The organism is Sphingomonas sp. Leaf4, assembly GCF_920939515.1.
In the GTDB taxonomy this organism is placed as follows: domain Bacteria; phylum Pseudomonadota; class Alphaproteobacteria; order Sphingomonadales; family Sphingomonadaceae; genus Sphingomonas.
In genome coordinates this window covers 12,948-37,751 of sequence record NZ_CAKLBB010000005.1, presented here as the reverse complement: position 1 = coordinate 37,751, position 24,804 = coordinate 12,948, and the positions used below count along the sequence as shown (strand labels likewise).

At 64.9% G+C, this 24,804-nt stretch carries 23 protein-coding genes and 2 pseudogenes; 9 read left to right on the top strand and 16 right to left on the bottom strand.

The genetic code is table 11. The annotated features are described in order from the left end of the window. Nucleotides 1-3: 3 nt before the first annotated feature. From LRA89_RS08480 to LRA89_RS08450, 7 genes are all read right to left on the bottom strand, one after another. Nucleotides 4-1,416: an AAA family ATPase gene (locus tag LRA89_RS08480; protein ID WP_230769814.1), complete on the bottom strand. Its 1,413-nt coding sequence runs from the start codon at nucleotides 1,414-1,416 to the stop codon at nucleotides 4-6. 38 nt (nucleotides 1,417-1,454) lie between these two features. Then, nucleotides 1,455-3,062 (bottom strand): hypothetical protein, encoded by a 1,608-nt coding sequence (locus tag LRA89_RS08475; RefSeq protein ID WP_230769813.1) that lies wholly within the window; start codon nucleotides 3,060-3,062, stop codon nucleotides 1,455-1,457. Continuing rightward, nucleotides 3,059-3,961, bottom strand: coding sequence for an AAA family ATPase (locus LRA89_RS08470; RefSeq protein ID WP_230769812.1), 903 nt, complete (start codon nucleotides 3,959-3,961; stop codon nucleotides 3,059-3,061). Before LRA89_RS08470 ends, LRA89_RS08475 begins: the two co-directional genes overlap by 4 nt. Before the next feature lie 14 nt (nucleotides 3,962-3,975). Then, entirely contained in the window at nucleotides 3,976-5,499 is a 1,524-nt protein-coding gene (locus LRA89_RS08465; RefSeq protein WP_230769811.1) for an XrtA system polysaccharide chain length determinant, read from the bottom strand. 1 nt (nucleotide 5,500) lies between these two features. After that, the gene (locus LRA89_RS08460; protein WP_230769810.1) at nucleotides 5,501-6,133 is read right to left on the bottom strand and encodes an XrtA/PEP-CTERM system exopolysaccharide export protein; all 633 of its coding nucleotides are present in this window, start codon (nucleotides 6,131-6,133) and stop codon (nucleotides 5,501-5,503) included. A gap of 143 nt (nucleotides 6,134-6,276) precedes the next feature. Further along, nucleotides 6,277-7,497 (bottom strand): pyridoxal-dependent decarboxylase, exosortase A system-associated, encoded by a 1,221-nt coding sequence (locus LRA89_RS08455; RefSeq protein ID WP_230769809.1) that lies wholly within the window; start codon nucleotides 7,495-7,497, stop codon nucleotides 6,277-6,279. Next, nucleotides 7,494-9,002 (bottom strand): AMP-binding protein, encoded by a 1,509-nt coding sequence (locus LRA89_RS08450; protein ID WP_230769808.1) that lies wholly within the window; start codon nucleotides 9,000-9,002, stop codon nucleotides 7,494-7,496. The genes LRA89_RS08455 and LRA89_RS08450 overlap by 4 nt, the downstream gene beginning before the upstream one ends. A gap of 116 nt (nucleotides 9,003-9,118) precedes the next feature. Here LRA89_RS08450 and LRA89_RS08445 point away from each other — a divergent pair, with 116 nt between their 5' ends. Genes LRA89_RS08445 through LRA89_RS08435 form a run of 3 tightly spaced genes read left to right on the top strand, consistent with a single transcriptional unit; the run spans nucleotide 9,119 to nucleotide 10,820 of the window. Continuing rightward, complete coding sequence (locus tag LRA89_RS08445) at nucleotides 9,119-9,391, top strand: acyl carrier protein (protein WP_055756552.1); 273 nt, start codon at nucleotides 9,119-9,121, stop codon at nucleotides 9,389-9,391. Next, on the top strand, nucleotides 9,388-10,059 hold the full coding sequence (locus LRA89_RS08440; protein ID WP_230769807.1) for a hypothetical protein: 672 nt from the start codon (nucleotides 9,388-9,390) through the stop codon (nucleotides 10,057-10,059). Before LRA89_RS08445 ends, LRA89_RS08440 begins: the two co-directional genes overlap by 4 nt. Further along, the gene (locus LRA89_RS08435; protein ID WP_230769806.1) at nucleotides 10,044-10,820 is read left to right on the top strand and encodes a hydrolase 1, exosortase A system-associated; all 777 of its coding nucleotides are present in this window, start codon (nucleotides 10,044-10,046) and stop codon (nucleotides 10,818-10,820) included. Before LRA89_RS08440 ends, LRA89_RS08435 begins: the two co-directional genes overlap by 16 nt. Before the next feature lie 49 nt (nucleotides 10,821-10,869). Here LRA89_RS08435 and trxB read toward each other — a convergent pair whose 3' ends face one another. Further along, the gene (gene trxB / locus LRA89_RS08430) at nucleotides 10,870-11,841 is read right to left on the bottom strand and encodes a thioredoxin-disulfide reductase (protein ID WP_230769805.1); all 972 of its coding nucleotides are present in this window, start codon (nucleotides 11,839-11,841) and stop codon (nucleotides 10,870-10,872) included. A gap of 103 nt (nucleotides 11,842-11,944) precedes the next feature. Continuing rightward, complete coding sequence (locus tag LRA89_RS20485; RefSeq protein WP_268934905.1) at nucleotides 11,945-12,079, bottom strand: hypothetical protein; 135 nt, start codon at nucleotides 12,077-12,079, stop codon at nucleotides 11,945-11,947. A 225-nt stretch (nucleotides 12,080-12,304) separates the two neighbouring features. Here LRA89_RS20485 and LRA89_RS08425 point away from each other — a divergent pair, with 225 nt between their 5' ends. Together LRA89_RS08425 and LRA89_RS08420 are read left to right on the top strand one after the other, a co-directional pair. Then, nucleotides 12,305-13,120 (top strand): helix-turn-helix domain-containing protein, encoded by an 816-nt coding sequence (locus LRA89_RS08425; RefSeq protein ID WP_329958510.1) that lies wholly within the window; start codon nucleotides 12,305-12,307, stop codon nucleotides 13,118-13,120. A 499-nt stretch (nucleotides 13,121-13,619) separates the two neighbouring features. Continuing rightward, nucleotides 13,620-15,842: an AAA family ATPase gene (locus tag LRA89_RS08420; protein WP_230769803.1), complete on the top strand. Its 2,223-nt coding sequence runs from the start codon at nucleotides 13,620-13,622 to the stop codon at nucleotides 15,840-15,842. Nucleotides 15,843-15,961: 119 nt separating this feature from the next. Here LRA89_RS08420 and LRA89_RS08415 read toward each other — a convergent pair whose 3' ends face one another. From LRA89_RS08415 to LRA89_RS08395, 5 genes are all read right to left on the bottom strand, one after another. Further along, nucleotides 15,962-16,192, bottom strand: coding sequence for a YozE family protein (locus LRA89_RS08415; RefSeq protein WP_230769802.1), 231 nt, complete (start codon nucleotides 16,190-16,192; stop codon nucleotides 15,962-15,964). Nucleotides 16,193-16,310: 118 nt separating this feature from the next. Continuing rightward, complete coding sequence (locus LRA89_RS08410; RefSeq protein WP_230769801.1) at nucleotides 16,311-17,156, bottom strand: DNA adenine methylase; 846 nt, start codon at nucleotides 17,154-17,156, stop codon at nucleotides 16,311-16,313. Between the two features lie 156 nt (nucleotides 17,157-17,312). Continuing rightward, complete coding sequence (locus LRA89_RS08405) at nucleotides 17,313-18,467, bottom strand: phage portal protein (protein ID WP_329958508.1); 1,155 nt, start codon at nucleotides 18,465-18,467, stop codon at nucleotides 17,313-17,315. After that, nucleotides 18,386-19,273 carry a phage terminase large subunit family protein gene (locus tag LRA89_RS08400; RefSeq protein WP_230769800.1) on the bottom strand — a complete coding sequence of 296 codons (888 nt, stop codon included), beginning with the start codon at nucleotides 19,271-19,273 and terminating at the stop codon, nucleotides 18,386-18,388. Before LRA89_RS08400 ends, LRA89_RS08405 begins: the two co-directional genes overlap by 82 nt. Further along, complete coding sequence (locus LRA89_RS08395; RefSeq protein ID WP_230769799.1) at nucleotides 19,204-19,761, bottom strand: terminase gpP N-terminus-related DNA-binding protein; 558 nt, start codon at nucleotides 19,759-19,761, stop codon at nucleotides 19,204-19,206. The genes LRA89_RS08400 and LRA89_RS08395 overlap by 70 nt, the downstream gene beginning before the upstream one ends. A gap of 76 nt (nucleotides 19,762-19,837) precedes the next feature. On the opposite strand from LRA89_RS08395, the pseudogene LRA89_RS20620 reads away from it, so the two are divergent. Continuing rightward, nucleotides 19,838-20,395, top strand: a pseudogene (locus LRA89_RS20620) (GPO family capsid scaffolding protein); the annotation flags it as partial. A gap of 308 nt (nucleotides 20,396-20,703) precedes the next feature. Here the strand turns inward: LRA89_RS20620 and LRA89_RS20615 are convergent. Further along, nucleotides 20,704-20,829: pseudogene (locus LRA89_RS20615) on the bottom strand (phage major capsid protein, P2 family); the annotation flags it as partial. Nucleotides 20,830-20,877: 48 nt separating this feature from the next. Between LRA89_RS20615 and LRA89_RS08385 the strand changes: the two are divergent. The 3 genes from LRA89_RS08385 (at nucleotide 20,878) to LRA89_RS08375 (ending at nucleotide 23,219) form a co-directional block, all read left to right on the top strand. Continuing rightward, on the top strand, nucleotides 20,878-21,906 hold the full coding sequence (locus LRA89_RS08385) for a phage major capsid protein, P2 family (RefSeq protein WP_230769797.1): 1,029 nt from the start codon (nucleotides 20,878-20,880) through the stop codon (nucleotides 21,904-21,906). Nucleotides 21,907-22,043: 137 nt separating this feature from the next. Then, nucleotides 22,044-22,712 carry a phage terminase small subunit gene (gpM, locus tag LRA89_RS08380; RefSeq protein WP_230769796.1) on the top strand — a complete coding sequence of 223 codons (669 nt, stop codon included), beginning with the start codon at nucleotides 22,044-22,046 and terminating at the stop codon, nucleotides 22,710-22,712. Nucleotides 22,713-22,994: 282 nt separating this feature from the next. Continuing rightward, entirely contained in the window at nucleotides 22,995-23,219 is a 225-nt protein-coding gene (locus LRA89_RS08375) for a hypothetical protein (RefSeq protein ID WP_230769795.1), read from the top strand. Between the two features lie 298 nt (nucleotides 23,220-23,517). Here the strand turns inward: LRA89_RS08375 and LRA89_RS08370 are convergent, their stop codons facing one another. Continuing rightward, nucleotides 23,518-24,771, bottom strand: coding sequence for a tyrosine-type recombinase/integrase (locus LRA89_RS08370; RefSeq protein WP_230769794.1), 1,254 nt, complete (start codon nucleotides 24,769-24,771; stop codon nucleotides 23,518-23,520). Nucleotides 24,772-24,804: the final 33 nt, after the last annotated feature.

The following is a 24,804-nucleotide window of genomic DNA, read 5'->3' as shown; positions in this document are numbered from 1 at the left end:
AGGTCAGCTCGCCGCGCGCAGGCCGGACAGGTCGGGTCGGCGCTGATCGCTCTCGACCCAGTCGACCAGCAGCGTCAGCACCCGGCGCAGCGCCGCTTCCTGTTCCTCCAGCCGGGTTTCGAGCATGGCGATACGCTCGTGCAGCGCCGCAGCGTCCCCGCCCGGTGCATCGGCCATGAGGGCAGGCGGAGGCGCAACCGGCATGTCGATCGTCACCACCGGTTCGACCGGCGGCGCGCGATACTCGGCACGCGGCGCGGCTGCGGCATCGCCGTCGTACCAACTGTCCCGGGTGTCGGGCAGCGCATCGAAATCCTCGTCATCGCGATCGAGCAGCGGCGGCGTGTCCCATGCCTGCGCCGGCACGACCGACAGGTGGATCGGACGCGGCGGCATCGGCGGCGGCGGCGGGGTCATCGGCAGCGGTTCCGGTTCGACCGCTTCCGGTTCGATCGTGGCAGGCTCGATCACCGGCGCCGGCGGGGCAACCGGTTCGGGCGGCAGTTCGGCGACGGGTTCGGCCACGGGTTCGGCCACGGGTGGCGCAACGCTCTCGGGTTCGGGCGCGACACGCGGCACGGCATCGCGCATCACGCTGCCAAGGCCGTCACCGTCGAGATCGTCGATCACCTGTTCGACATGGCGGCCGACGAAATCATCGACCCCCTCGATCGCGCCGAACAGCATCACCCGTCCGGTCAACTGGTTCAGCCGGCGCGGGATCCCCCCCGACCAGCGATGCAGCGCCGCGATCGCGTCTTCTGCAAAACTCGGCCGCCCGGTCCAGCCGACGATGCGCAGCCGGTGTTCGAGATACGGCCCGACCTCCTCGACGCCCATCGGGTCGAGGTGGTGCATCGCGATCACCCGCTGGCGCAACTGTTCCAGCCGGTCCGATCCGTGAAGCCGCTGGCGAAACTCGGGCTGGCCGAGCAGGAAGATCTGGAGCAGCGCATAGCCGCCCGCCTGAAAGTTCGACAGCATCCGCAGCTCTTCGATCGACGCGACGGGGAGCGACTGCGCCTCGTCGATCACCAGCAGCGTCCGCCGCCCCGACCGCGCGACAGTGTGCAGCCCGCGCTCGATCGCGGAAAGCAACTGCGCCTTGGTCAGCCCGCCATGGTCGACGTCGAGCCCCGCCGCGACCAGCCGCAACAGGTCGTCGGCCTCGATCTGGGTGGTGACGATGCGGATCACGTTCAGCCGCTCGGCATCGATCGTCGCCATCAGATGGCCGACCAGCGTCGTCTTGCCGGTGCCCGGATCACCGGTGATGACGATGAACCCCTCGCCTTGGCTCAGCCCATAGCCGAGATAGGCCATGGCTTTGCGATGCGTCGCGGTATCGAACCAGAACGCCGGGTCGGGCGTCAACTGGAACGGGCGTCCGCTCAGGCCATAATGATCGTCGTACATCATCGTCTCCGTGGGGCGCATCGCCCCGCTCACACGGTTCAGAACCGGATACCCATCGCCAGCAACGCCTGGGCGATCACATCGGCGTCGCCCCCCTCGACGTCGAAGCCGTAGACGCCGGCCGACAGGCTGCCATAGGCGCGCCCGAACGTCCGGTAATAGGACCCCTGCGCCCCGCCGCCCCACGCATCGGGCGCACCCTCGATCCCGCTGCTGAAATAGTTGCCATAGAGATCGGCGGTCAGCCCCGACCGGCTGTCGAGCGCCCATTGCCCGAAGCCCTGAACGTAATAGCTCTGATCGTTCGCGCGATAGACGACCGCGCCGGGCACCGGCGGCAAATAATAGCGGCGGTTGGCATAGCCCGCTCCGACACCCAGCCGGGTGCCACCGTGCGTGACCGAATAGACCGCATCAACCCCGCGCGCACGATAGGTCGCGCTGCTGATCGACTGGAACACCGGCGTCAGGCACCCGCCGGGGGCAGGCGCGCCATCGGGCGAGCTGCCGCCGCCGAAGGTGCAGCCGCCATAGCGCGATCCGAACGGATCGTTGCCGCCGAAAAAGCTGGTCGGCAGTTGCGCCAGTGATCCGGTCAACTGCCGACCAAAGGTGGTGACGCTGTCATAGACGCCGACCTGCACCCCCGCCCCCGGGCCGCTGGCCCATGAGAAGGAGCCGATGTAGCTCATCGTACCGTAGCGCCGCCCGATCCGCGCCTCCAGCGTGGTGCGCGGTGACGGCCGCCACAGCACGCCCGCATCCCAGATGATGCCGTCGGTATCATAGGCAAGGCGGGGCGCGGACGCCGGATCGGTGACATAGCGCCCCGCCCCGTCGAGCACCGGGGCGCCGGTCGCGTCGAGCAGGGGATCGCGCTGCGTCGCCTCGATCTTTTCATAGCCGACACCGCCGATGACCGCGAGCGTCGGCGTGACCGGCAGCACCGCATCGACCCGGCCATAGGTGCCCTCGAACTGCTGGTCGAGCTGACCGGCGTCCTCGCGGGTCCATGCGCCCGACACGGTGAAACCGATCGGCAGAAGCGTGCCGGCGCGCGTGCCGATGCTGCCGAACACCAAATGGCTGGTCGCCTCGTCATAATAATCCAGCCGACGCTGGCCGGCGGGCAGATCGACGAAGCCCGGTACCTCGGCCTTGGTATAGCCGAATTGGTAGGTCGCGTTGACCGCGAACGGCCCCGCCCGTGTCGCAAGTGTCGGTCCGGCATACAGGCCATAGACCTGCGAACTGTTCACGTCGCTGCGGTTGACGAACGGGCCGAAGCCCCCGCCGCGAATGTCCGAGCGCGAGCGGGTGGCGATCGCCCCGCCCTCAAGGCTCAACCCGCGCAACAGGTTCACATTGGCGCGCGCGAGGCCCGAATGGACATCGCTGTCACCGACGCCGCGTTCCCATTCGAAGAAGCGCTGATACTGGTAATTGGCCTGCACCTGGACCCGCTGCGTCGTGACGGTCGCATCGACGCCCGCCGTCAACTGAGTAAAGGTGACGACGTCGCCGTTGGTCAGATCGGCGGCGACGACCTGTCCGGCCTCCAGATAGGGCGAGACGTCGACGCGCTGGGCATAGGCGGCGGTCGCCCCCATGCCCAATGTCATCGGAAGCGCGATCCAGCGCATCATGCCTGCTCCTGTCCGTAATAGCCAAAGCGTGCGCCATCGGCGCGGTAGGTGGTAGCGTTCAGCAACAACTGGATTTCCTCGCAACCGTCGAGCAGCGTGACCGCTTCGCGCAGGTCGCTCTCGCTGCTCTTGTCGGCGCGGACGACCAGCATCGTCTGCCCGACCAGCGTCGCCAGCACGGCGGCGGGCGACGCCGCCAGCGCCGGCGGCGAATCGAAGATGACGATGCGGTTCGGATCGGCGGCCAGCAACGATGCCACCACCTGCCGTGCCCGGTCGCTGCGCAGCAGTTCGGTGTCGGCATGGCTGCGGGTTCCCGCCGGCAAGATCGACAGTTGCGGCACGTCGGTCGCGATCACCAACGCCTCCGCATCCACCGCCGGATCGGCCAGCGCATCGAGCAACCCGCGTTCCCCCTGCAGCCCCAATCGCCCGAGAATGTCGGGCTTGGCAAAGTCCGCATCGACCAGCAGGATTTCGACATCGCGTTCGGCCGCGAGCGAGAGCGCCAGATTGATGGCGCAAAACGTCTTGCCGTCGCCCGGCTGCGCTGAACAGACGAGGATCATCCGCGCGGCATCGGCATCGCGCTTCGCGACACGGTCGGCGGTTGCGAGCAACTGACGCTTCACCAGCCGGAATTCCTCGGCAAGCGCCGTCACCGGTCCACCGGGGACCAGCATGCCGCGATCGGCCAGCAAGATACGATCGATCGGCACGATGTCGACGGGGCGACGGCGTGCCGAGGGCACCGCCGGCTTGCGCGATGGCGCTGTGGGCGCCGGTGCGGGCACCGGTTCAGGAGCGATCGCATCCGCCGGTACAGCCGGCGCGAACGTCCAGCGGTCGGCGGCACGTTCCAGCAGCGACGGCCGCACCGGTCGGGGAGAATAGTTCATCGGGTCCTTCTCCGTCACGCAACCAGTCCGCGCTGGGCGAACTCGAGCCCCAGCAACAGCACGAACGCGACCCCGAGCGCGCCGGCCCCGCCCGCGAACAGCTTGAGCCGCCGGGCACGACCGGCCTTCACCGCATCGGTCACGACCTCGCCGATCGATCCGAGCACCGGCATGCCGCTGACTTTCTCCAGCTTGCCCGCCGTCGCGAAGCTGGTCCTGAGCCGGCTGAGCGCGAAGGCGGCCGCCACCCCCGCCCCCAGCCCGACGATCAGCACGCCCAGCAGCAGCAGCGGCCGGTTGGGCGCGGTTGGCGCGCGCGGCTGCGTCGGTGGATCGATCACGCTGAACTTCACCGCATCGGTATCGGTCTGCACGCTGCTTTGCAGGCGGACCTGTTCGCGGTTCTGGAACAGCGTATCGTACTGCGTCTTGAGCGAGGCAATGTCGCGATCGAGCTGCGACTGCTGCGCCGCTGCCTGCGGATCGGCGGCGATGCGCGATTGCAGCGCGTTCAACTGTCCGTCGATCAGGCTCTTGCGCTGGTTGAGTTCGGCGACGCGCGCCTGTCGTTCGGCCTGCGCGGCGCGCAATTGCAGGTAGAGCGGGTTGGGCGATGCCGCCGTTCCGCCGCTGACGCTGGTGCCCTCGCTCCGCGCGGCGCCACGCGCGCTGGCGAGCTGGCGGTTGAGCGCGACCATGTCGGGGTGCGAGTCGGTCCAGCCCCGGCTGCGCCCCTCGGCGATCTGCCCCTCGATCGCGCTCAGCCGCGCACGCGCCGGCCCGGCGATGGCCGAACCCGCCGTGCCCGGCAGCGTCGCCGCCGTGCCCGCCATCTGGGCATTGGCGGCGTTCAGGCTCGATTGTGCGGCGGCGAGATCGCCCTCGATCTGCGCCAGTTGCTCGCGCGCGCCCGACATGCGGTCGTCGACCGATCCGGTGCCGGGCAGCAGCGCCATATATTGCTGCTCGAACGCCTGCCGCCGGCTTTCCGCATCGGCAAGCTGCTTCTGGCGCTGCGCGATCTGCTGGTCGAGGAAGCGGAGCGACTGGCTGGTCGCGTCGCGATCGCTGCTGAGATTATCCTCGACGAAGATGTCGATCATCTTCTGGACGATCTCGCGCGCCAGCTTCGGACTGCCCGAGGTCGCCGAAATCTCGAACAGATTGTCCTGCTGCGCGGTCAGCTTGATCGCGTTCTGGAGCGAGGCGACACGGTCGGCGACATCGGCGTCGCTGGACACGCTGTCGGCCATCGACGTGCCGCGCACGACCTTTTCGAGATTGACCGCCGAGGTCAGCGTCTGGCGAACGCGGTCGATGTCCTTGGCCTGTTCGTTCTGCGCGACCTGCGCCTCGGCACCGGGCAGCACCTGGCGCATCTGCACCAGCACGCGCGCGGTCGATTGATAGCTGTTCGGGATCTGGCTGACCGCCAGCCAGCCGCCGAGGCAGACCACCCACGCGATAGCGAGCGCGATCCAGCGCCGCTGCCAGATCGCGTGCAGCGACAGCCGCAGTTCGTCGTACAGCCCGTCCATCTCAGAACATGCTCTCGGGGATGATGATGACGTCGCCCGGCTGCAACCGCACGTTCGCGCTCGAATCGCCGTTCTTGAGCAGGCTGGAGATGCGCAAGCCGAATTCCGACTGCTGGCCCGATGCGCGATCGTAGCGCACGAGACGCGCGCGGTTGCCGGCGGCGAATTCGCTCAGGCCCCCGACCGAGATCATCGCGTCGAGCAGCGTCATGTTCGCACGATACGGGATCGAGGCGGGCTTTTCGGTCGCGCCGACCACGCGCACCTGCTGACTGAACGTGCCCGAAAAATTCTCGACGATGACCGAGACGAGCGGGTCCTTGATATATTCGCCCAGTGCCAGCTTCAGGTCGTCGGCCAGCATCGCCGGTGTCTTGCCGGTGGCGGGCATGTCGTTGATGAGCGGCGTGGTGATGCGGCCGTCGGGGCGGACCTGGACCTTCGCCGACAATTCGGGATTGCGCCACACGAAGATGTTGAGCTGGTCGAGCGGACCGATGACATAATCCTCGCCCGGCGCCTCGCGCGCCTGAACGAACGGTGCCGGGGGCAGTTCGGGACGCGCGCCGCCGGAGCAGCCACCCAGCAGCGCCGCGATGCAGACCCCAAACCCCAATTGCCGCTTACCGCGCATACCATACCTCATCCAAACAAGCGCGACCGCAGGAGCGACCTGACGCGGGACTGCCAACGACCATGAAGGTTAAGGGGTAAAGATAGGGTTGCCTTGCGTAGCGCCGCAACCGCCCTGCCCCGGATCGGGACGGTTGGGTACGTTCAGACCAGCAGCTCGCGCGCCGGGGGGTGGCCGAGAAACGCCTGCGGGCTGGCGGTCGCGCCATAGGCTCCCGCCTGAAAGATCGCGATGGTGTCGCCGACCGATACCGCAGGCAAGGCGATCCGGTCGGCAAGGCGGTCGAGCGGGGTGCAGAGGCAGCCCACGACCGACGCGGTGATTGCCGGGTCGGCATTCATCCGGTCGGCCAGCGCGACCGGATAGTTTCGGCGTACCACCGTGCCGAAATTTCCGCTGGCGGCCAGTTGGTGATGCAATCCGCCATCGACGACGACGAACCATTCGTCGCCGCTTCGCTTCACGTCGACGACGCGCGTACAGTAGACCCCTGCCTCGCCCACCAGATACCGGCCGAGTTCGATCGCAAAGCCGGTTTCAGAGAGGACCGGGTCGCGAGCGGCAAGCGTATCGCCCAGCGCCGCACCGATCGCGGTAATGTCGATCGGGGTGTCGCCGGGGAAATAGGGGATACCGAACCCGCCGCCCAGATTGACGAACGCCGGGGCATGGCCGGCCTCGTCCGACAGGCGCGCGGCGAGCGTGACGGTCGCCGCCTGCGTCTCGATCAGCGCGGCGGTGTCGAGCGTCTGCGATCCGGCGAAGATGTGAAAGCCGTGCCAGTCCGCGCCGGCCGCGACGATATGGCGGACGAGTGCCGGGACTCGCGCGGCATCGACGCCGAACGGTGAGGCGCGTCCGCCCATCCGCATGCCCGATCCGCGCAGTTCGAAATCGGGGTTCACCCGCACCGCGATGCGCGGGGTCAGCCCTAGGCGATCGGCGATGGCAAGCGTGCGCTCCACCTCGCCTTCCGATTCCGCGTGGAGCGTGGCCCCAGCCCGCAATGTCGAGGTCAGTTCGTCGTCGCGCTTGCCGGGTCCTGCGAAGCTGACCGCCCGCGCCGGCTTGACCGCAATCGCCTTGACCAGTTCGCCACCCGAAGCGACATCGAGGCCGTCGACCAGCGGTGCGATCAACGCCAGCACATCGGCATGCGGATTGGCCTTGATCGCATAATGAATGCCGACCGACGGCGGCAGCGCGGCGCGCAAGGCCGCGACCCGACCGGCGATCGCCGCACCGTCGTACAGGAACGCGGGCGTGTCGCCGGCCCGCGCCAGCAACTCGGCGAAGTCGACTCCGCCGACATGCAACCGCTGCTGTCCGGCAAAGGCCGGCGGGATCGGTCCGATCGGCTTCATGCGTCGCGCTCCAGCGCCAGCGCGCGCAGGCCCGAGCGATCGAGCTTGCCATTGGCGTTGCGCGGCATGGCATCGACCCAGATATAGCGTGTTGGCTGCTGGAACATCGGCAGGTCGCGGCGCAGGCGGGTGCGGACGCGGTCCTCGGCATCGGCGACCAGCGCGCGGGCGACGACGGTGATCGCCTGCCCCTGCCGGGAATCGGGCACGCCGATCGCCACCGCCTCCGCCACTTCGCTGCCCGCCAGCACCGCTTCCTCGATCTCGGTCGGGCTGATGCGGTTGCCGGCGACCTTTATCATCTCGTCGGCGCGCCCGACGAAGCGCAGCAGGCCGTCGCTCCCTTGCGCCACGCTGTCCCCCGACCAGACCGCGGTGCCGCCGCTTTCCATCCAGTCGGGCGCGGGGCGGAAGCGCTGCGCGGTGCGTGGCGCATCCCGCCAATATCCCTGTGCGACCAGCGGCCCGGCATGGACCAGCTCGCCCGCCTCCCCCGTCGCGGCGCGGCTGCCGTCGGGGCGGACGACGGCGACCTCGGCGAACGGGATCGCGCGGCCGATCGCGTCGGGGTTGGCATCGATCAGCGCCGGATCGAGCCAGGTCGAGCGGAATGCTTCGGTCAGGCCGTACATCGCGTAGAGATCGGCCACCGGGAACCGGCCGCGCAACGCCCGGACAAGGGAAGCGGTCAGCGCCCCCCCCGAATTGGTCAGCAGCCGCAGCCGGCCGGCGACCGCGTCGTCCCATCTCGTCTCGATCAACTGGGTCCATAGCGGCGGCACGCCGGCCAGCGTGGTGATGTCGAAGCGATCGACCGCCTTCACCACATCCCGCGCGGTCAGATAATCGAGCGGGACGACGCTGCCGCCCGCCGCCCATGTCGAGAACAACTGGTTCTGGCCATAGTCGAAGCTGAGCGGCAGCACCGCCAGCACCCGGTCGTCCGGCGTCAGGCACAGATACTGCGCGACCGAGATCGCGCCGAGCCACAAATTCGCATGGCTGAGCATCACCCCCTTGGGCCGCCCGGTCGAGCCCGAGGTATAGAGGATCGCGGCCAGCGCATGACAGTCGCGCGCCGGATCGGCACCGATCGCATCGCTCTCGGGCGGCTCGACGATGACCGCGCAACCATCGGGCACGTCGCCATCGGCCAGCGTCGCCGCACGCCCCGGCTGGGTCAGCAGCAGCGCCGCGCCGCTGTCGTTCAGGATATGCGCGACCTGCGCCCGTTTGAGCGCGGGGTTGACGGGTACGTGAACCAGTCCGGCCCGTGCCACCGCCAGCGGCAGGACGCAGGCCAGCCGCGTCTTGGGAAGCCACGTCGCGACCCGGTCGCCGGGACGCAGGCCCCGTGCCCGCAGCCCGCCGGCGATGCGGGCGACGCGGTCCTCCAGACCGGCATAATCGAGCGTCCCGTCCCGGTCGCGGATCGCGACCGCGTCCGGCTGCCCGCGCGACGGCAGCATGTCGATCGGCAGCGGGACGGGATCGGGGAACGGCATCGCCCGCCTTTACCCGTTCGGGACGGGCTGTACCAGCGCGTGGCTTGGCAGCGCACGGGCTTGCGCGTACATCCGCCGAAACGGTCCGGCGGACAGGCCGGCGACAGGGGGTATGCGTGGTTCCAGAGGGCAAGACCGAGATCGAGACCACCGTGCGGGCGGTATTGCGCGACGTGCTGGGCCTGTCGGACGATCGGGTCGCCGCGTTCCGCGACGATACGCCGTTGTTCGGCGCGCTGCCCGAACTGGATTCGATGGCGGTGGCGGGTGTGCTTACCGAACTGGAAGACCGGCTCGGCATCCTGATCGAAGACGACGACATCGACGGCGACACGATGGAAAGCTTCGGCTCGCTGGTCCATTTTGCCAGCGGCAAGGCGCTCGTTTGATCGACCGCTACGACTGGGCCGGGGGGCAGGAAGCGCTGTGGCGCTTCGGCCCGGCGGACGGCCCGGTCGTGGCGCTGGCGCTGCCCCCGTTCGAGGAAGCGAACCGGACGCGGACCTTCGCGGTCGGGCTGCTGCGCGCGCTGGCCGAGCGCGGGGTCGGATCGATGCTGCCCGATCTGCCCGGACAGGGCGACAGCCTGATCCCGACCGAGGCGGCGAGCCTTTCGGACTGGCGCGCCGCCTTCGCCGCTGCCTGCGCGACGTCCGGGCGACCGGTGATCGCCGCATCGATCCGGGGCGGCGCGCTGATCGATGGCGAGGCCGACGTCGCCGGGCGGTGGCAGTTGAGCCCACAGCCCGGCGCGCGGCTGGTCCGCGAATTGCACCGCGTGGCGAAGACGGCGGGCGAGGCCGACAGCGGCGAGGCGGTGGTGATGCTGAGCGGCAACCGCATCGCCCGGCCCCTGCTCGACGCACTGGCCGCCGCCGTGCCGGCCGTGACGCATCCGGTACGGGTAGTCAGGCTGGGCACCGACCCGGCGCCTGCCGACCTGCGGATCGACGCCGCGCCCCTGTGGCGGCGGGCCGAACCCGGCGACGACCGGGTGCTGGCCGAGGAACTCGCCGACGACCTCGCCGCATGGAGCCGCGCATGCGCCGGCATCTGACGTTCCCCTGCATGGGCGAGACGCTGGCCGCGACGCTGGACGAGGCGGCGGGCGATACCGGGCTGCTGATTGTCTCGGGCGGCAACGAGCTGCGCATCGGCGCGCATCGCGGCATGGCGCTCGCCGCCGCCGCGATCGCCGCGCAAGGCTTTCCGGTGTTTCGCTTCGACCGGCGCGGGATCGGGGAATCGGGCGGGATCAACCTCGGCTTCCGGTCGAGCGGACCCGATATTGCCGCTGCCGCCGCTGCCTTTCGTACGCAGGCGGGGGTCGGGCGGATCGTCGCCTTCGGCAATTGCGATGCGGCGACCGCGCTGGCGCTGTTCCATGAGGACGCAGGGATCGATGCGTTGCTGCTCGCGAACCCGTGGATCATCGAGCCGATCGACGAGCTGCCGCCCGCCGCCGCGATCCGGGCACGCTATGGCGAGCGGCTGCGTTCGCCCGCCGAATGGTTACGGCTGGTCCGCGGCGGGGTCGACCTGCGCGGAGTCATCGGCGGGGTTCGCAAAATCATCGCCGCGAAGCACGAGCGGTCGCCGCTGATGGCCGCGTTCGTCGCCGGGCTGGAGCAGGGAACGCCGACGCGCATCCTGCTGGCCGAGGGCGACAATACCGCCATCGCCTTTGCCAGCGAATGGCGCGGCGAACGCCTGTCGCGGCAAGTACCAGTCGTATCGCGGCCGACCGCCAGCCACAGCTTCGGACGCGAGGGTGACGCAGCATGGTTGCGCGAGCAGATGCTCGCAGCGCTACGCTGAGCCCGCCGCCCTTTCGTCCGTAACGACGCAAGGGCGGAACGGGCGCCAGTTATTCGGCAGCTTCGGCCAGATCGGCGAATTCGGCGGCCTGCAGGAAGCGTTCGGCGTCGAGCGCGGCCATGCAGCCGGTCCCGGCCGCCGTCACCGCCTGTCGATAGACCTTGTCCATCACATCGCCGCAGGCGAAGACGCCGGGCACGCTGGTGCGGGTCGATCCGGTTTCGACCGCGATATAGCCATCGTCGTCGAGCGCGATATGACCCCGGAACAGCTCGGTCGCCGGATGGTGGCCGATCGCGACGAAGCCGCCGTCGACCTCCAGCGTCGATAGCTCACCGGTCACGGTGTCCTTCAGTTCGATCGCGACGAGGCCGTGCGGGGTGCCGCCGCCGACGAACCGCTCGACCTGCTTGTTCCACAGCACGCTGATCTTGTCGCTGGCGAACAGACGCTGTTGCAGGATGCGTTCGGCGCGGAAACTGTCGCGACGATGGATGATCGTCACGTCGTCGCTGTGGTTGGTGAGATAGAGCGCTTCCTCGACCGCCGTATTGCCGCCGCCGATCACCGCGACCTTCTTGCCGCGATAGAAGAAGCCGTCGCAGGTCGCGCAGGCCGACACGCCCTTGCCCTTCAACAACTCCTCGCTGTCGAGGCCCAGCCAGCGCGCCTGTGCGCCGGTGGCGATCACCAGGACCTCGCCCTCATACACATCGCCGCTGTCGCCGGTCAGGCGAAACGGACGGTTGGTCACGTCGACATCGACGATCGTGTCCCACATCATCCGGGTGCCGACATGCTCGGCCTGTGCCTGCATCTCGCCCATCAGCCACGGACCCTGCACCACGTCGCGAAAGCCGGGATAATTCTCGACATCGGTGGTCGTCATCAACTGGCCACCAGGCTGAATGCCCTGCACCACGATTGGCTCCATTCCCGCGCGCGCGCCATAAATGGCGGCGGAAAGCCCTGCCGGTCCCGATCCGAGGACGAGCATGCGGGTGGTGTGGGTAGCGGCCATGACATTCTGTTCCGTTCGATTGATCGCGCCGTCTAGGACGAACGCGCTGTCGAACGCAACATGGGGGATTAAGCCGTCGCAGCAAGGCGTCGTGCCCAACGCATCAGAAGATCAGCGCAAGGATTCCCACCCAAATCGGCACCGCGACCGCCATGCAAAGCAGCAGGCCTGTGGGATTGGGAACCCGATCAATACCCGACAGGCGATGACGGGTGGAGGCGCCAGCGACTTTGGCCATGACAGTCCATCCTCTCGTTATATTATTCTGTTTTGAAGCCAACGAACGACAGAGGATTATGTTCTACCAAAAAATCGGTGAACGTCACATTAATCAGCGGAGGATGTGGATGGCGCTGGGCGCATTGCGACGTCGGCTATCGGACTGTCGCGGGTGGTAGCGAAGGAGGGATTTGAACCCCCGACCCCAGGATTATGATACCGCACTAGGGCATTGTCAAAATTGGTGTTTCCCCCAAACCGGGGAACAACACGGGTGGAAAAATCAAACACTTACGGGGGTTTTGCAAACCGCGCCGCCTCGACGTTCGGCAGCATCGCGGCGCAAATCCTGAGCCGGACGCCGGGTGCCCGCAAAGAGGGTGCAGCGACTGATCCCGTCCGCCGCGAAAGCTACCACGAAGCGTCGGCGAAGGCGCAGCCGTGGCGCATCCATCGCTTGGGTGGCGGAAGCCGCAAGCATTGGAGCGCGATCAAGGGCGCGGCCCTCGGCGCGTTCGACCGCCTGTACCGGACCCATTGCCTCGACCTGACCAAAGCCCGCGCCGATCGGCGCGCTGGGCTTCGTGACGACGTGCCACACGCGGACGATCGCCTGCACGGCGATGATCGCCCGGTGCTGTGGTACATGCTCGATCGCTACAACCACATGACCGGCCAGTTGTACCCGACCTATGCCACGATCGCGACCGAGACTGGAAAGAGCGTGGGGTTCGTCAAGGCTTCGCTCCACCGGCTGCGCCGGTTCGGGTTCATCTGCTGGGTACGCCGGACGAAGACCAAGGAAGGCACCGAAGGGCAAGCGGGGCCGCAGCTGGAGCAGACGTCCAACGCATACTTCTTCGCGTGGGCGGAGCAGCTGGTCGCCGAGGCAAAGGCAACATTCCAGAACCTCCTGACGATCGCGACCAAGAAGCTGCGCGGCGACGTGAAACCGTCGCGGCCGACCGTGCCCAGCGACCCGGTCCTTGCGGCCACCCTTGCCCGGATGAGCAGCACGATCGACGCCCGCGATGCAGCTATGCCTAGCGCGAGTTCATAGTCTGCCGACTACCCTCGGATAGAATGAAATATGAAGAGGAATCGCTACGCGATACGCTGATTTGATTGTCCCCTACCCTTCAAGCGTTGCCGCCACACGGGCCCGATCGCCCAGCGGCGACTGTCGGTCGTGGCGGCTTGCGCCGCCCAGTGGGCTTAGCGACGGGGACGAGCAGGACCCGTGCCAGTCAAATCGCACTGTTGCTCTCGCGGATAAGCTGGCTGCGTCGTTTTGCGTCGCGATCAGCACCCGAATCACGCCCCCGCTCTCGGTGTATTTCCCCCTTAGCCGATGGGTCGGATTGCATGCGTCTCTAGCGCCACGAAAAGAGCGCGGGCGAGGCGGGGGTCTCTGCGCGTTTTTAAGGTGCTAACTGGAGGCACCGAAAACATTGGAACTGGTACCCTTGAAAACACCGATTGTTCGTCGACGATTTATGAGCACGTTGTGCTTTCAGAACACGACGCTAGGCTGATGCATAGATCGAGCGAGGGTAATTATGAAAGTAGCATCAATTCACTTGCGTAATTTTCGTGGGTTAGCCCACGCCAGTCTCGCAGACTGCGCCGCATTGAATGTTCTGATTGGTAGGAACAACGCGGGTAAATCAAGTGTAATTGCCGCACTCGAGATTGCCTTTCGACATTTCTCAACAGGCCGCGTAGCCACGATCTGGCAAACTAAGAACCGCCCTGTTGACGAGTTTACTAACCGAGAAACGAATGAACCACTGCAAATTGGCTTATCATTTTTCTTGAGTCCAGAAGACGGTGAAAGTATCCGTTCGGATGTAATTGCAAGCGGTACCGGCCTAGAGATTGCCGTTGAGCAATTGAAAAATGCTGAACTTATCTCCGTAATCTGTGCAGGAATTATAGACGGAGACAATGCGGTTTTATATGTTCAGGAACTTGGCATTGGTCCAATCGACGCGAAGAGCCAAAGGTTAAGAATTCCCGCCAAGCGTCTTCTAGTTATTCCCGAGGCCGTTGCTCGGGAACTAGCAAATCGTGAGCGTGCAATGGCCACGACTAGAAACGATATCAAAACACTTGATCAATTTGACCGTTCGATTCTAGATTTTGTTTACCGGGATGGTAGCCCGAATAGAGTTCGGCGCTTCAGGGAAATACGAAGCCAGAGCAACTTTGGAGGATTGCAAACTAAAATTGACGAAATGCTGAATAAAAATGAAACTATAGAAGAATTTAACAACGCAGTTGAGCAACTAAAAAGCTCTATTGAGTTCGACATATCAGAGTTAGACTCTAGCCCTACATCGGAAACTTTCCAATCCTTCGCTGGACACACAAATGTTTTCCCGGAATACGTAAGCAAGGCGCTTTTGAAATTTGGGGAGACGGAGATAATAAGTTTCAAAGAAATAAGAAACGCGGTTGGTCGAGACGAGGCAGCACAAATACTGAGACTTAAAACAAAAAGGGGTGGCGCTGAAGCACTAGCTCACGTTCAAACTACTGTAAAATCCCTACTCGGAGTACAAGTAGACGCCTTTGAACCGGAACTCGACACAATAAGCGCCTTACGTGGGCGACGAAGCAATCGGAACGCTGACGCGGAGATGGACGTCGATAATTTTCTAGTAGAAGCAAATGGAGCAGGAATAAGAGAAGCTCTGCGCATCATTTTGGATCTGGAACTTAAAAAACCCAACATTGCTTTTATCGAAGAACCGGAGGTTCACCTTCATCCGGGTTTAGAAAAGGTACTGCATAACTACCTTGTGAAAAAAAGTGAAACTATACAGCTATTTGTTGCAACTCACTCAACGAATTTTATTGATGCGTCATCAAGGCAGAACGTTTACCTTGTATCAAAATCAAACTGCTCAAATTCAACCATTTCTAAAGTTGCATCTGAAGGAGACTTACTGAGGCTTACGGAGGAGGTAGGATTAAAACCGAGCACGGTATTGATGTTTGATCGACTGGTATTTGTTGAGGGGCCAAGTGATGAGGATGTGCTCACTGAACTCTCTACCAGAATGGGTTTAGATCTTTCTGCCTCCAGTACAGCATTTGTACAAATGGGGGGAGCGTCACGGTTTGCTCACTACGCTGCCAAAGCTACATTAGATTTACTGAGCCGTCGGCAACTTAAAATGTGGTTCGTAATCGATCGTGACGAAAGGAACGATCTCGACGTTAAAAATTTACTGGACGTTTTGGGGGACAAAGCCCAACTTACTTTCCTAAATCGTCGAGAAATCGAGAACTATCTTCTTATTCCAGAAGCTATACATTCAGTAATTTTAGAAAAACTATCGACCTCGGAAAACAAAGCAACACCGACTGTAGCGGAAATTGATGGACTTTTGAAGAGCGTCGCAGAGTCTCTGCTTGAAAGGGCCGTCGCGCTCAGGATCGCGAAAACGACATTAAAGCCAGTTTATGCAAGTTACGGTGGCTCGAATCCACGCGAACGCTTAGAAGCAATGCGGAACGCTATCTCAGAACGCATTACTACTCTCGAAAAAAACGAAGTTAGTATCAGAGCTGAATTAGAAAGTTGCTGGGAACAGGGCGCAATCAAACTCGCACCAGGATCTGAGATATTGGACGGAGTATTCGGTCATTACGGGCTTAACTACAAAAAAGAAATTGATGGACGTAGATTGGCTTCCAAAATCAATGTTGCAAAACTAGACGCAGAGTTGGAATATTTCCTACGGGAAATTGCAGCCGTGCAAACAGATATTTGATATCTGCTTGTTGATCCATGCCGTGCTAGAAATTACGGCATGGATCATATGAAAAATTCAGTCTGTGACGTCGATAAGTTCGATCAATTTACAAACGTTACAGTTCTTAGTAAGCAGCGTTAATAAGCATAGTAGTCCAGTTCGGCGTCATCGATCATGGCATGCACGTCGCCTTCGACCTGCGCCTTGCCCAGATACGCTCGTACCTCGTCGGCGCTGCCGACGCGCGGGAACGACCGATCGCGCCGGGCCTGCTCGGCCACCTGATCGACCCAGTCCCCGCGATCCCGCTGCAAAAGAAGCCATGCCGCGAAGGAAGGACGCGGCTCTCCGTAACGATCGGTCTGCATGTGCGACTCCGCCTGAACGTTGCCGCTCCGATATAATCGTTCCTACTATGTTCCGCAATCATCCGCGTGACGGAACACCTCGAAAGCGGCGGCCGAATGGACGGCCGCCGCCTTGCGATCACGGGTCGTTCGCCGGCGGCTGTGCCGTGAACGCCGGCCCGGTGTCGTAGTTGGCGACGACCAGTTCGCTAACGCTCTTGGCCGCCCCTGCCCCGACCGTATAGGTCACCGGCAACGTCACCTGATGGAAGCGCCCGAACACCCTGCGCGCGCCGGGCGTGTCGTTGATCGATAGGATGAACCGCCCCTTGATCGCCGCCAGCTGGTCGGCGAGCGCGGCGAAGTCGTCGCGGCCGAACACGTCCTGCCCATAGTCCGTCTCGCAGCCCCAGTAGGGCGGATCGAGATAGAACAGCATGCCAGCGCGATCGTAGCGCCGAATGAAATCGGCATAGCCCAGCTGCTCGATCACGACGCCAGTCAGTCGGTCATGGATGTCGGCGAGCATCGGCTCCAGCTGCGCGACGTTGAACGTCGACACGCCGCCGCGACTGATGCCAAAGTTCCGCCCCTCAACCTTCCCCCCAAACGCCAGACGCTGGAGGTACAGGAACCGCACCGCCCGTTCGAGGTCCGTCAGTGTGTGGGGTGGCGTCGCTTTCAACCGTTCGAATTCCGACCGGCTCGCCACCCGGAACCGCAGCATGTCGATGAAATAGGGGTAGTGGCGCTGCACCACGCGGAAGAACGTCGCGACGTCGCCGCTGATGTCGTTGATGACCTCGACCTTCGGCCGCGACCGGCGGCGCAGGAAGATGCCACCCATGCCGACGAACGGCTCGGCATAGCCGTCGTGCGGCGTCGCCTCGATCAGCTTGGTCAGCCGCGAGGACAGGTTGCGCTTGCCGCCGATGTAGCCGGCGGCAGGCGCGACAGGACGGACCGAAAAAGAACTGGTGGACATGTTGGATTTACTCGCCTTCTAGGAACCCCGCCCGGCGCATGCCGGGTGCGGGACGGCCGATGGGCCGATTGGTCGTGGCGAGGTTCAGTCTCGTCGGTGTGGCGGATGGCAGTCCGTCGCACCCCCGCCCGGCTTGTCACCGGACGGGGTATCTGGTCACGCGGCGTTGGCCGGTTCCACTTCCGCTTCGAACACCACGGCCTCGACGCCGATCGCGGCGTTCAGATCAAGGAACGCGCGCCGCAATGGGCGGAGTTCGTTGCGATTGAACATCGCGGTCGCGTCGGTCGGATTGCCGAACGCAGATCCTTGCGCCGGCACGATCCCCAGCAGCTGGGGCGGCACGCGATGCGCCGCCATGATGTCGGCCTGTGTCGCCCCCTTGATGCCGATAAATTCGTCCTTCGCGCCGGCCTCGGCGATCGGGATGATCTTCAGGCCGCTATCCTTGCCACTGGTCCCGCCGGGGGTGTGGAAGAACAGCGACCGGAAATTCCCCGGCCCCTTCGATCCCTTCATCGCCTCTTTCAGCTTGGCGACGTCACCGGCGTCCATGTCGCCCGACGCCCACATGATGTAACCCGCATGCGCGCCATTGAGATAGTATTTCCGCCGGAAAAGGGTGGCCGCTTCGTTCAGCAGCGCCGCCTGCAGCGCGCTGATATATTCGGGCACGCCGTAGATTTCTTGGTTCACGTCCGACTGCATCAACTGCACGACGCTACCCGGCTTGAACGGCGTCTCTTTCTGAAAGCCGGGGACGTAGAAAAACGTGCCCGGCACAACACCTCGCCGGGTATATTTCGCTGGGGTATAGTCGAGCCGTAGCACCGTGCCCGCAAGGCTGCGGACGACGACCGCATAACAGTCGCCGAACACCAGATAATCTTGCACCAGCTTTTCGAAGGTCGACCGGCTCAAATAGGGGTTCGGCACGAACGCACCGGTCAGCAAATTGCGCTTGAAGATGATCGCGCTCGAATGGTGCGGCGACACCCGGAAAGACCGCGCCAGCCCATCGCGCGAAATCGGCGGCTCGTACCACCGCCCGTTGTGCGGACACTCGATCATGTCGAGCAGCTGGCGGCGATCGAGCACCGGCTCGGGATCGCCGAAGCTAAAGGCGTCCACGACTGCGCCGCGATCGGCGGCGGCATCGGCCGGGACGATCGCGCCGGCCGAAGCGGCGCGCGATTCCTGCCGCGACATCCGTCGCGCGCTTTTCCTGCTCATTCGATGATCTCCAAGGTGCTGACCGGCTTTTCCTTGCCGTCGAGCGGTTCGTTGCTGAGGACGTGCATCGCGGCCCACGCGATGTCGGCGTGACCATCGTCACCCCCGCGCCCGGCCTTGAAGGTGATATTGCGCCCGCTGTCGGTGATCGTGCGCTTGATCGAAACAAAGCTGCTGACGATGTCCATGTACGCGCTGTCGAACGCGAGGCGGCCCCGGCGCACGACGTTCTGCGCCTTCATGACCAGCCCCTGTTTGACCTCCAGCGAATATTCGATTTTCGTCACGCCGCCGATCTTAACGTCGGGCTTGGCGAGCAGCTGATAGACGCCGGCGCCGACGCCGGTCGCGTCAATCCCGAGATAGGTGACATTGTAGCGCGACAGCACCGCCTTGATGAATTCGGCCTGCTGCTCGAAGTCGAGGCCGCGCAGCTGGTGCCGCTCAAGGATGCGGAAGGTGCCGCCCGGCGTGGTCGGCGGGGCCATGATGACCAGCCCGGCATTGTCGCCATTCTCGGAATTCTGCGGATCATACCCGGCCCACACCGGGCGATTGCCATAGGGCCGCGCCGCCTCCGGCTCGAAGTCGGTCCATTCGACCAGGCTGTCGCAGCCGAGCCGGATCAGGTCGTTGAATTTGAACGCCGACAGGCTGTCGTCGACGAACACGCACCCAAACAGGTTGGCGAATTCGTCCTCGGCATATTCGTCCTGAAGCTCGTCGAGGTCGACAAGATCGAACCCTTTGGCGATGGCGTCGTGGACGGTGACGATCTGCCGCCACACGCTGTCCTCGCATAGCCGGCCGTCCTTCAGCGCGGCATGGCTGACGTCGATCTCGATCCGGTCGGCCTTCGCCTTGCGACGGTTAGGTTCGCCCACCACGTCTCCTGATAGCCGAACAGCTGCTGAAGGAAGATTTCCTTCAGATTGGCCGCCTGTTCGGCGGTGAAGTGGTTCGACTTCGCCTTTTCCTTGCGCGGCCCGCTGTTGCGGTTCGCGACCTTGTCGTTCAGGTCGCCTTCGTGGCCGCCCGGTTCCTCATACCGGCGGACCTTCGCCAGCGCGGCGATCTGCCGCCCCAGCAGGTCGATTTCCTTGTAATCCTCACCGGTCTTCTTGACCTTGGCGATCAGCACCATCCAGCGCGCTTCGAGGCAGTCCTCCATCCGGCGGATGCTGGGCGCATCGTCCCACTTGCCCCGGTCCTTCCACGACTGGACGGTGGTGCGCGGCACCTGAAGGTCGCCCGCGATCTGGCTGACCTCCCAACCGCGCCAGTACAGGCTGCGCGCCGCGCGCCGGCGGTCCTCGACCGGTAGCGTCAACGGGTCGGCGTGGAGCGCCAATGGGTTCGCAAGGATCGACATGACGCCGCGACCCTAGTCACGCCGCCCGCCCCGATCGGAGCGCGCGCAATCGTAGAGACGCACTCTACGATTGCCCATGCTTGAGAAGCGCCCCGGCTTGCTCCCCTGTCGTGCTTCCAGTCCGGCGGCGATGCCCCGGCAGCATCGAACCGAACCCGAACCGGAGCGCCTCATGGCCAAGAGCAAGTTCTTCCGCGCATTCGTCGCCGGCAACACGATCAGCGACGGGCGCGTCATCACCCCGGAGATGATCGACGAGGTCGTCGCCACCTTCAGCGTGGAAAACTATGCGCCGCGCATCAACGTCGAGCACGTCACCGGCTATTCGCCGGAACCGCCGTTCAACGGATACGGCACCGTCATCGCGGTGAAGGCGCAGGACGACAAGTTCACGATCGACGGCAAGGAAGAGACGCGCCGCGCGCTTTACGCGCAGGTCGACGGCAACGATCAGCTGGTCGCTCTGTCGAAGCTGGATCAGAAGCCGTTCCCCTCGGTCGAACTGACCGACAGCTATGCCGGCACCGGCAAGGTCGGGCTGGTCGGCCTCGCCTTTACCGACCGCCCGGCCTCGATCGGCACGCAGGCGCTGAAGTTCTCGCGCTCGGCCCCCGGGACCGTGTTCGCCACCGGCGACGAAGCGCCGACCCTCGCGTTCGAAGCGGGCCCGGTCGACAGCAAGGGCATCACCGCCGCCATCGCCAGCGGCTTCGCCACCGTCGCCGCGCTCTTCAGCGCGCAGAAGCCGACCACCCCGGAGCCGGTCACGCCGCCCGCGCCGACCACGCCGCCGACCTCGGCCGCGAACGACAATTTTTCTGTGTTCGCGACCGCGATCGGCGAACAGCTGACGACGGCGCTGAAGCCGATGATCGACGCACAGGCGGCGACCGTCACGAAGTTGATGCGCTGGAGGAATTCGCTCGACTTCTGGATGACCTCTTCGAGCTTTTGCTCGATCGCCGGTGCGACCGAGAATTGCGCCTTCACGTCGTCGGCCGCGACGCCGTTGAGGCGCGCGACCTGCCCGGCGAAGGCGTTGAACAGGGGGCGGGTGGCGTTGTGCATGGTGGTCTCCGGGAAAGGTCAGGCGGGGCGGCGGTGGATCAGAATTCCGTGAGCAGCTGCCCGCCGCCGCCGGTTGCCGGGGTGCGCGAGAAGGTGTCGGGGGCGGGGGTCGCTTCGAGCTTCGCCTCGATCGCCGAAAACCGCGCGTCGGTCGCCGCACAGGAGGGCGAAAAGGTCGGCGTGGGCGTTACCCGCCCGATCGCGAGCCGCACCCGGACCGATCCGAAGACCGGCAAGCGCCGCATCGCCACCGATCCGACCGAAACCGGCGATCGGGGTCGCTATCGCTGCGAAATCACGCACAGTGATGTCGGCATCCGATATTCGAAGCTGGACCAGTGGCGGCACCGCCCCGAGTTCCAGCAGCTGATTTCCGAAGTGATCGTCAAACAGCACGGTCGCGACCGGATTATGATCGGGTGGAACGGTGTCGCCTGCGCCGAAAATACCGATATCGAAGCTTTCCCGCTGTTGCAGGACGTCAATTACGGGTGGCTCTACAAGATTCGCACCCACGCCGACGAACGGGTGCTGGCCGATGGTGATCTGACGACCGGAGCGACCAAGGCGATCTATGTCGCATCGGGCGAAGGCATTGAACTGGTCAACGCCGACGCATCGAACACCGCGACCGCCAACGCCGATTTCGCAAACCTCGACGCGGTGGTCTATGCCGCGACCGAATTGCTGGACGAATGGAACCGCGACGATACCGACCTGGTGGTGATCGTAGGCCGCGATTTGGTGCACAGCCATTTCGCCAACTTCATCAACACCGCCGGCAACACCCCCACCGAAGTCGAGGCGCGCAATCGCATCCTGACGCTGCCCAAGCAGGTCGGCGGCAAGCAGGCGATCATGGTCCCGTTCTTTCCGGCTGACGCGCTGCTCATCACCCGGCTCGATAACCTGTCGATCTATTCGCAGGAAGGCACCCGCCGCCGCCAGCTGCGCGACGAACCCGACTACGAACAGATCGCGGACTATCAGTCGGTCAACGAGAGCTATGTCGTGGAAGACTACGGCATCTGCGCGCTGGTCGAGAATATTCGTCTGCGCAAGAAGCCGGCGGCCTGATCGGCCGGACCGACTGCACCTGACACGTCGCCCATAGGATCAGCGCCATGAGCCTTGCTCGCCGTCATCGGGACAAATGTCTCGCTGCACAATCAGCGCTCGTATCCACGGGCGACGTCGCCGCCACCGGTTCGCCGGTGGCGGCCCCCATCATGTCGCGCGCCGCCGCGACCGCCGCCGCACAGGTCGCGGCGCGCCTGACCTTCGACCTTCGTCGCCTGAAGGAAATCAAGGCGGTGTCGCGCAAGATCGACGCCAAGCGCCAGATGCTACCCGAATACCGGTCGTGGATCGACGGGCTGATGTCCGGCGCGCTTCAGGCGGGCGCGGGCGCGTCGGGCGACGTGCTGCCGACCATCATGGTCTGGTATATCGACGTCGGCGATTATGCCGCCGCGCTGCCGCTGATCGAGCATGTCCTCGCCCACAAGCTGAAGATGCCCGCGCGCTACGTCCGCGACGCGCCGACCCTGATCGTCGAGGAAATCGCAGTCGCCGCGATGAAGGCGCAGTCGGCGGGCGATCCCTTCGACCTCTCCCTGCTCGAAACCGTCGAGGCACTGACCGCCGACGATGACATGCACGATGAGGTCCGCGCCAAGCTGCTGAAGGCGATCGGCTACGAACTCGACCGCACCGCCTATGCCGCTGCCCAGACCGGCGGCGACGCGCTGGGGCTGTTGTCGCGGTCGATCCTCGCCCTTCGCACCGCGCAGGACCTGAACGCCCGTGTCGGCGTGAAAACCTTCATTCGTGGCGTCGAGAAACGCATCGCTGCCGCACAACCCACACCCCCGGAGGCATGACATGGATTGGCCGCTTGCCGCCGTTCTCTGCTGTCTGATCGTCTCGGTCGCAACGGTAGTATGCCGACTGTTCGGTCGGCCCATGATCGACCTCGATCCTGCGCCAACCCGCCTTTTACCACCGCCGCCCCGCGCCTGCTCGGCGGCTCCCCCACCCCGCCCCAATCGGGGCTGACCAAGCTCGCCCCCGGCGCTGGGGGCGGATCGCACGACGCGGGAGGGCCTTCGGGCTGTGGGCCGCGATCCTCCGATCCCCACCCCCAGAATACCAAGGATCGCCCGATGTCCGACCTCGCCCTGTTCTTCAGCCTCGGTGCCGCCCTGATAATCGGCGCGCTGCTGACGGTCGCCGGCGCGGTCGGCTTGGCCGGCATGCCGATCACGCAGATCGCCGGCGGCTTGGAACGTGACATCCGTCCGATCGCGGCGGGCATCGGCGCGTTCGGCCTGATCCTCTTCATGGCTGCCGCCAGCGCCGCCCTCGCCCAGATTGCGACGCCGGTATGAACGGCTTCAGCGGCTTCAACGATTGCCTCGGTTCCGTCGTGCAGCCGGCCGTGCCCACGGTCGAAGCGCCGATCGTCGACGAATGGTATTGTTCGTCAGGCAGATATCAGCTGTGGCGAATGCTCTGCGCCGACATGGGACCGCAGGCGATATGACCGCCCCCCGCCCCACCATCGGTCAGATCGCCCGCCGTATCGGCCTGCTGCGCACTGGCGTCGACTATCTCGGCAAGGAACGCGCCGCTGCCGCCCTCGGCATCGAGCCTCGGTCGCTACGCGCCAAGCTGGAACCCGCCCCGTCACCCCCGGGGCACCGCCATCGCATCGGGTATGAGCAGGTCGGCCCACACCTGCATCAGCCGCCGGCGCGGCCCATACTGGATCGAGCGATTATAGGCGCGCTCCACCTTGATATTGACCTCGACCTCCTTGCGGGGCGCATGGCCCAGGGCGCGATCGATCGTCACCCGTTCGGCTGGGAATTTTTCGTTCAGGATCGTCGAGAAGGTCGCGCGCCATCCGTGCGGCACATGGCGGCCGGCGAAGCCGGCACGACGGTATAGCGCGCCGATCGCGCTCTCGGCGATCGGCGCGCCATGGTCGCCTCGGCCGAACACCAAGACGACGTCGCTGCCCGGCAGCGCGCGGACCGCGCGCAGGACCTCGACAGCCTGACGCGACAGCGGCACTACATGGTCATTACGCGGATCGAGCTTCTTCGCCTTGGCCAGCTTCATCCGCGCGGCCGGCACGCGCCACACCGGCGCGACTGGGCCGATCGCTTTACCGGTCCAGTCGACGCCCTCGACCTCGTCCCAGCGCATGCCGCGCAGCGTGCCCTGGCGCACGCCGGTCAGCGCCAGAAAGCGCGACGCCAAATCGACGATCGCCGGGCCGCCGGCGGCGGCCGATGCCGCCAGCAGGTCGCGCGCATCGTCGAGCGTCACCAGCGCGAGCTGTTCGCCGCCGATCGGCGCGGCGGCGAGCGCGATGCGCACCTGCATCGCCGGATCGGTCGAGCCCCAGTCATTGGCGATGCCGAAGGCGAACACCTTGGAGATCCGCTGCCGGATACGCCGGGCGGTCTCGATCGCTTCGCGCGCCTCGATCGCGCGCAGCAAGTCACGGACGTCGGCCACGCCGATGTCGTCGAGATCGAGTGCGCCGATCGCGGGAAAGACGTCGCGCTCAAGGCTGCGGATTACGTCGACCGCGTGAACCTCGGTCCACCGGTCGCGGTAGTGGGCGTGCCACTGGCGGGCGACGCCGGCGAAGCTGCGATCGATCGCGGAACGCGCTGCGCGCTCCTCGCGCGGATCGCGCCCGGCGCGCAGCGCCTCCCGGGCGTGGTCGGCCGCAGCGCGCGCAGCGATCAGATCCATGTCGGGATACTGGCCGAGCGTCAGCAGCAACTCGCGGCCATTGAGGCGAAAGCGCCAGCGCCAGGACCGAAGGCTGGACGGTGCAATATAAAGGTGCAGGCCGAGACCATCCGATAGTTTATAAGCGCGCGGCTTTACCCGCGCGGCTCGTACCGCGACGTTTGTAAGCATAAAATGTTCATAATCCCGAACTAAGTGCCTGCC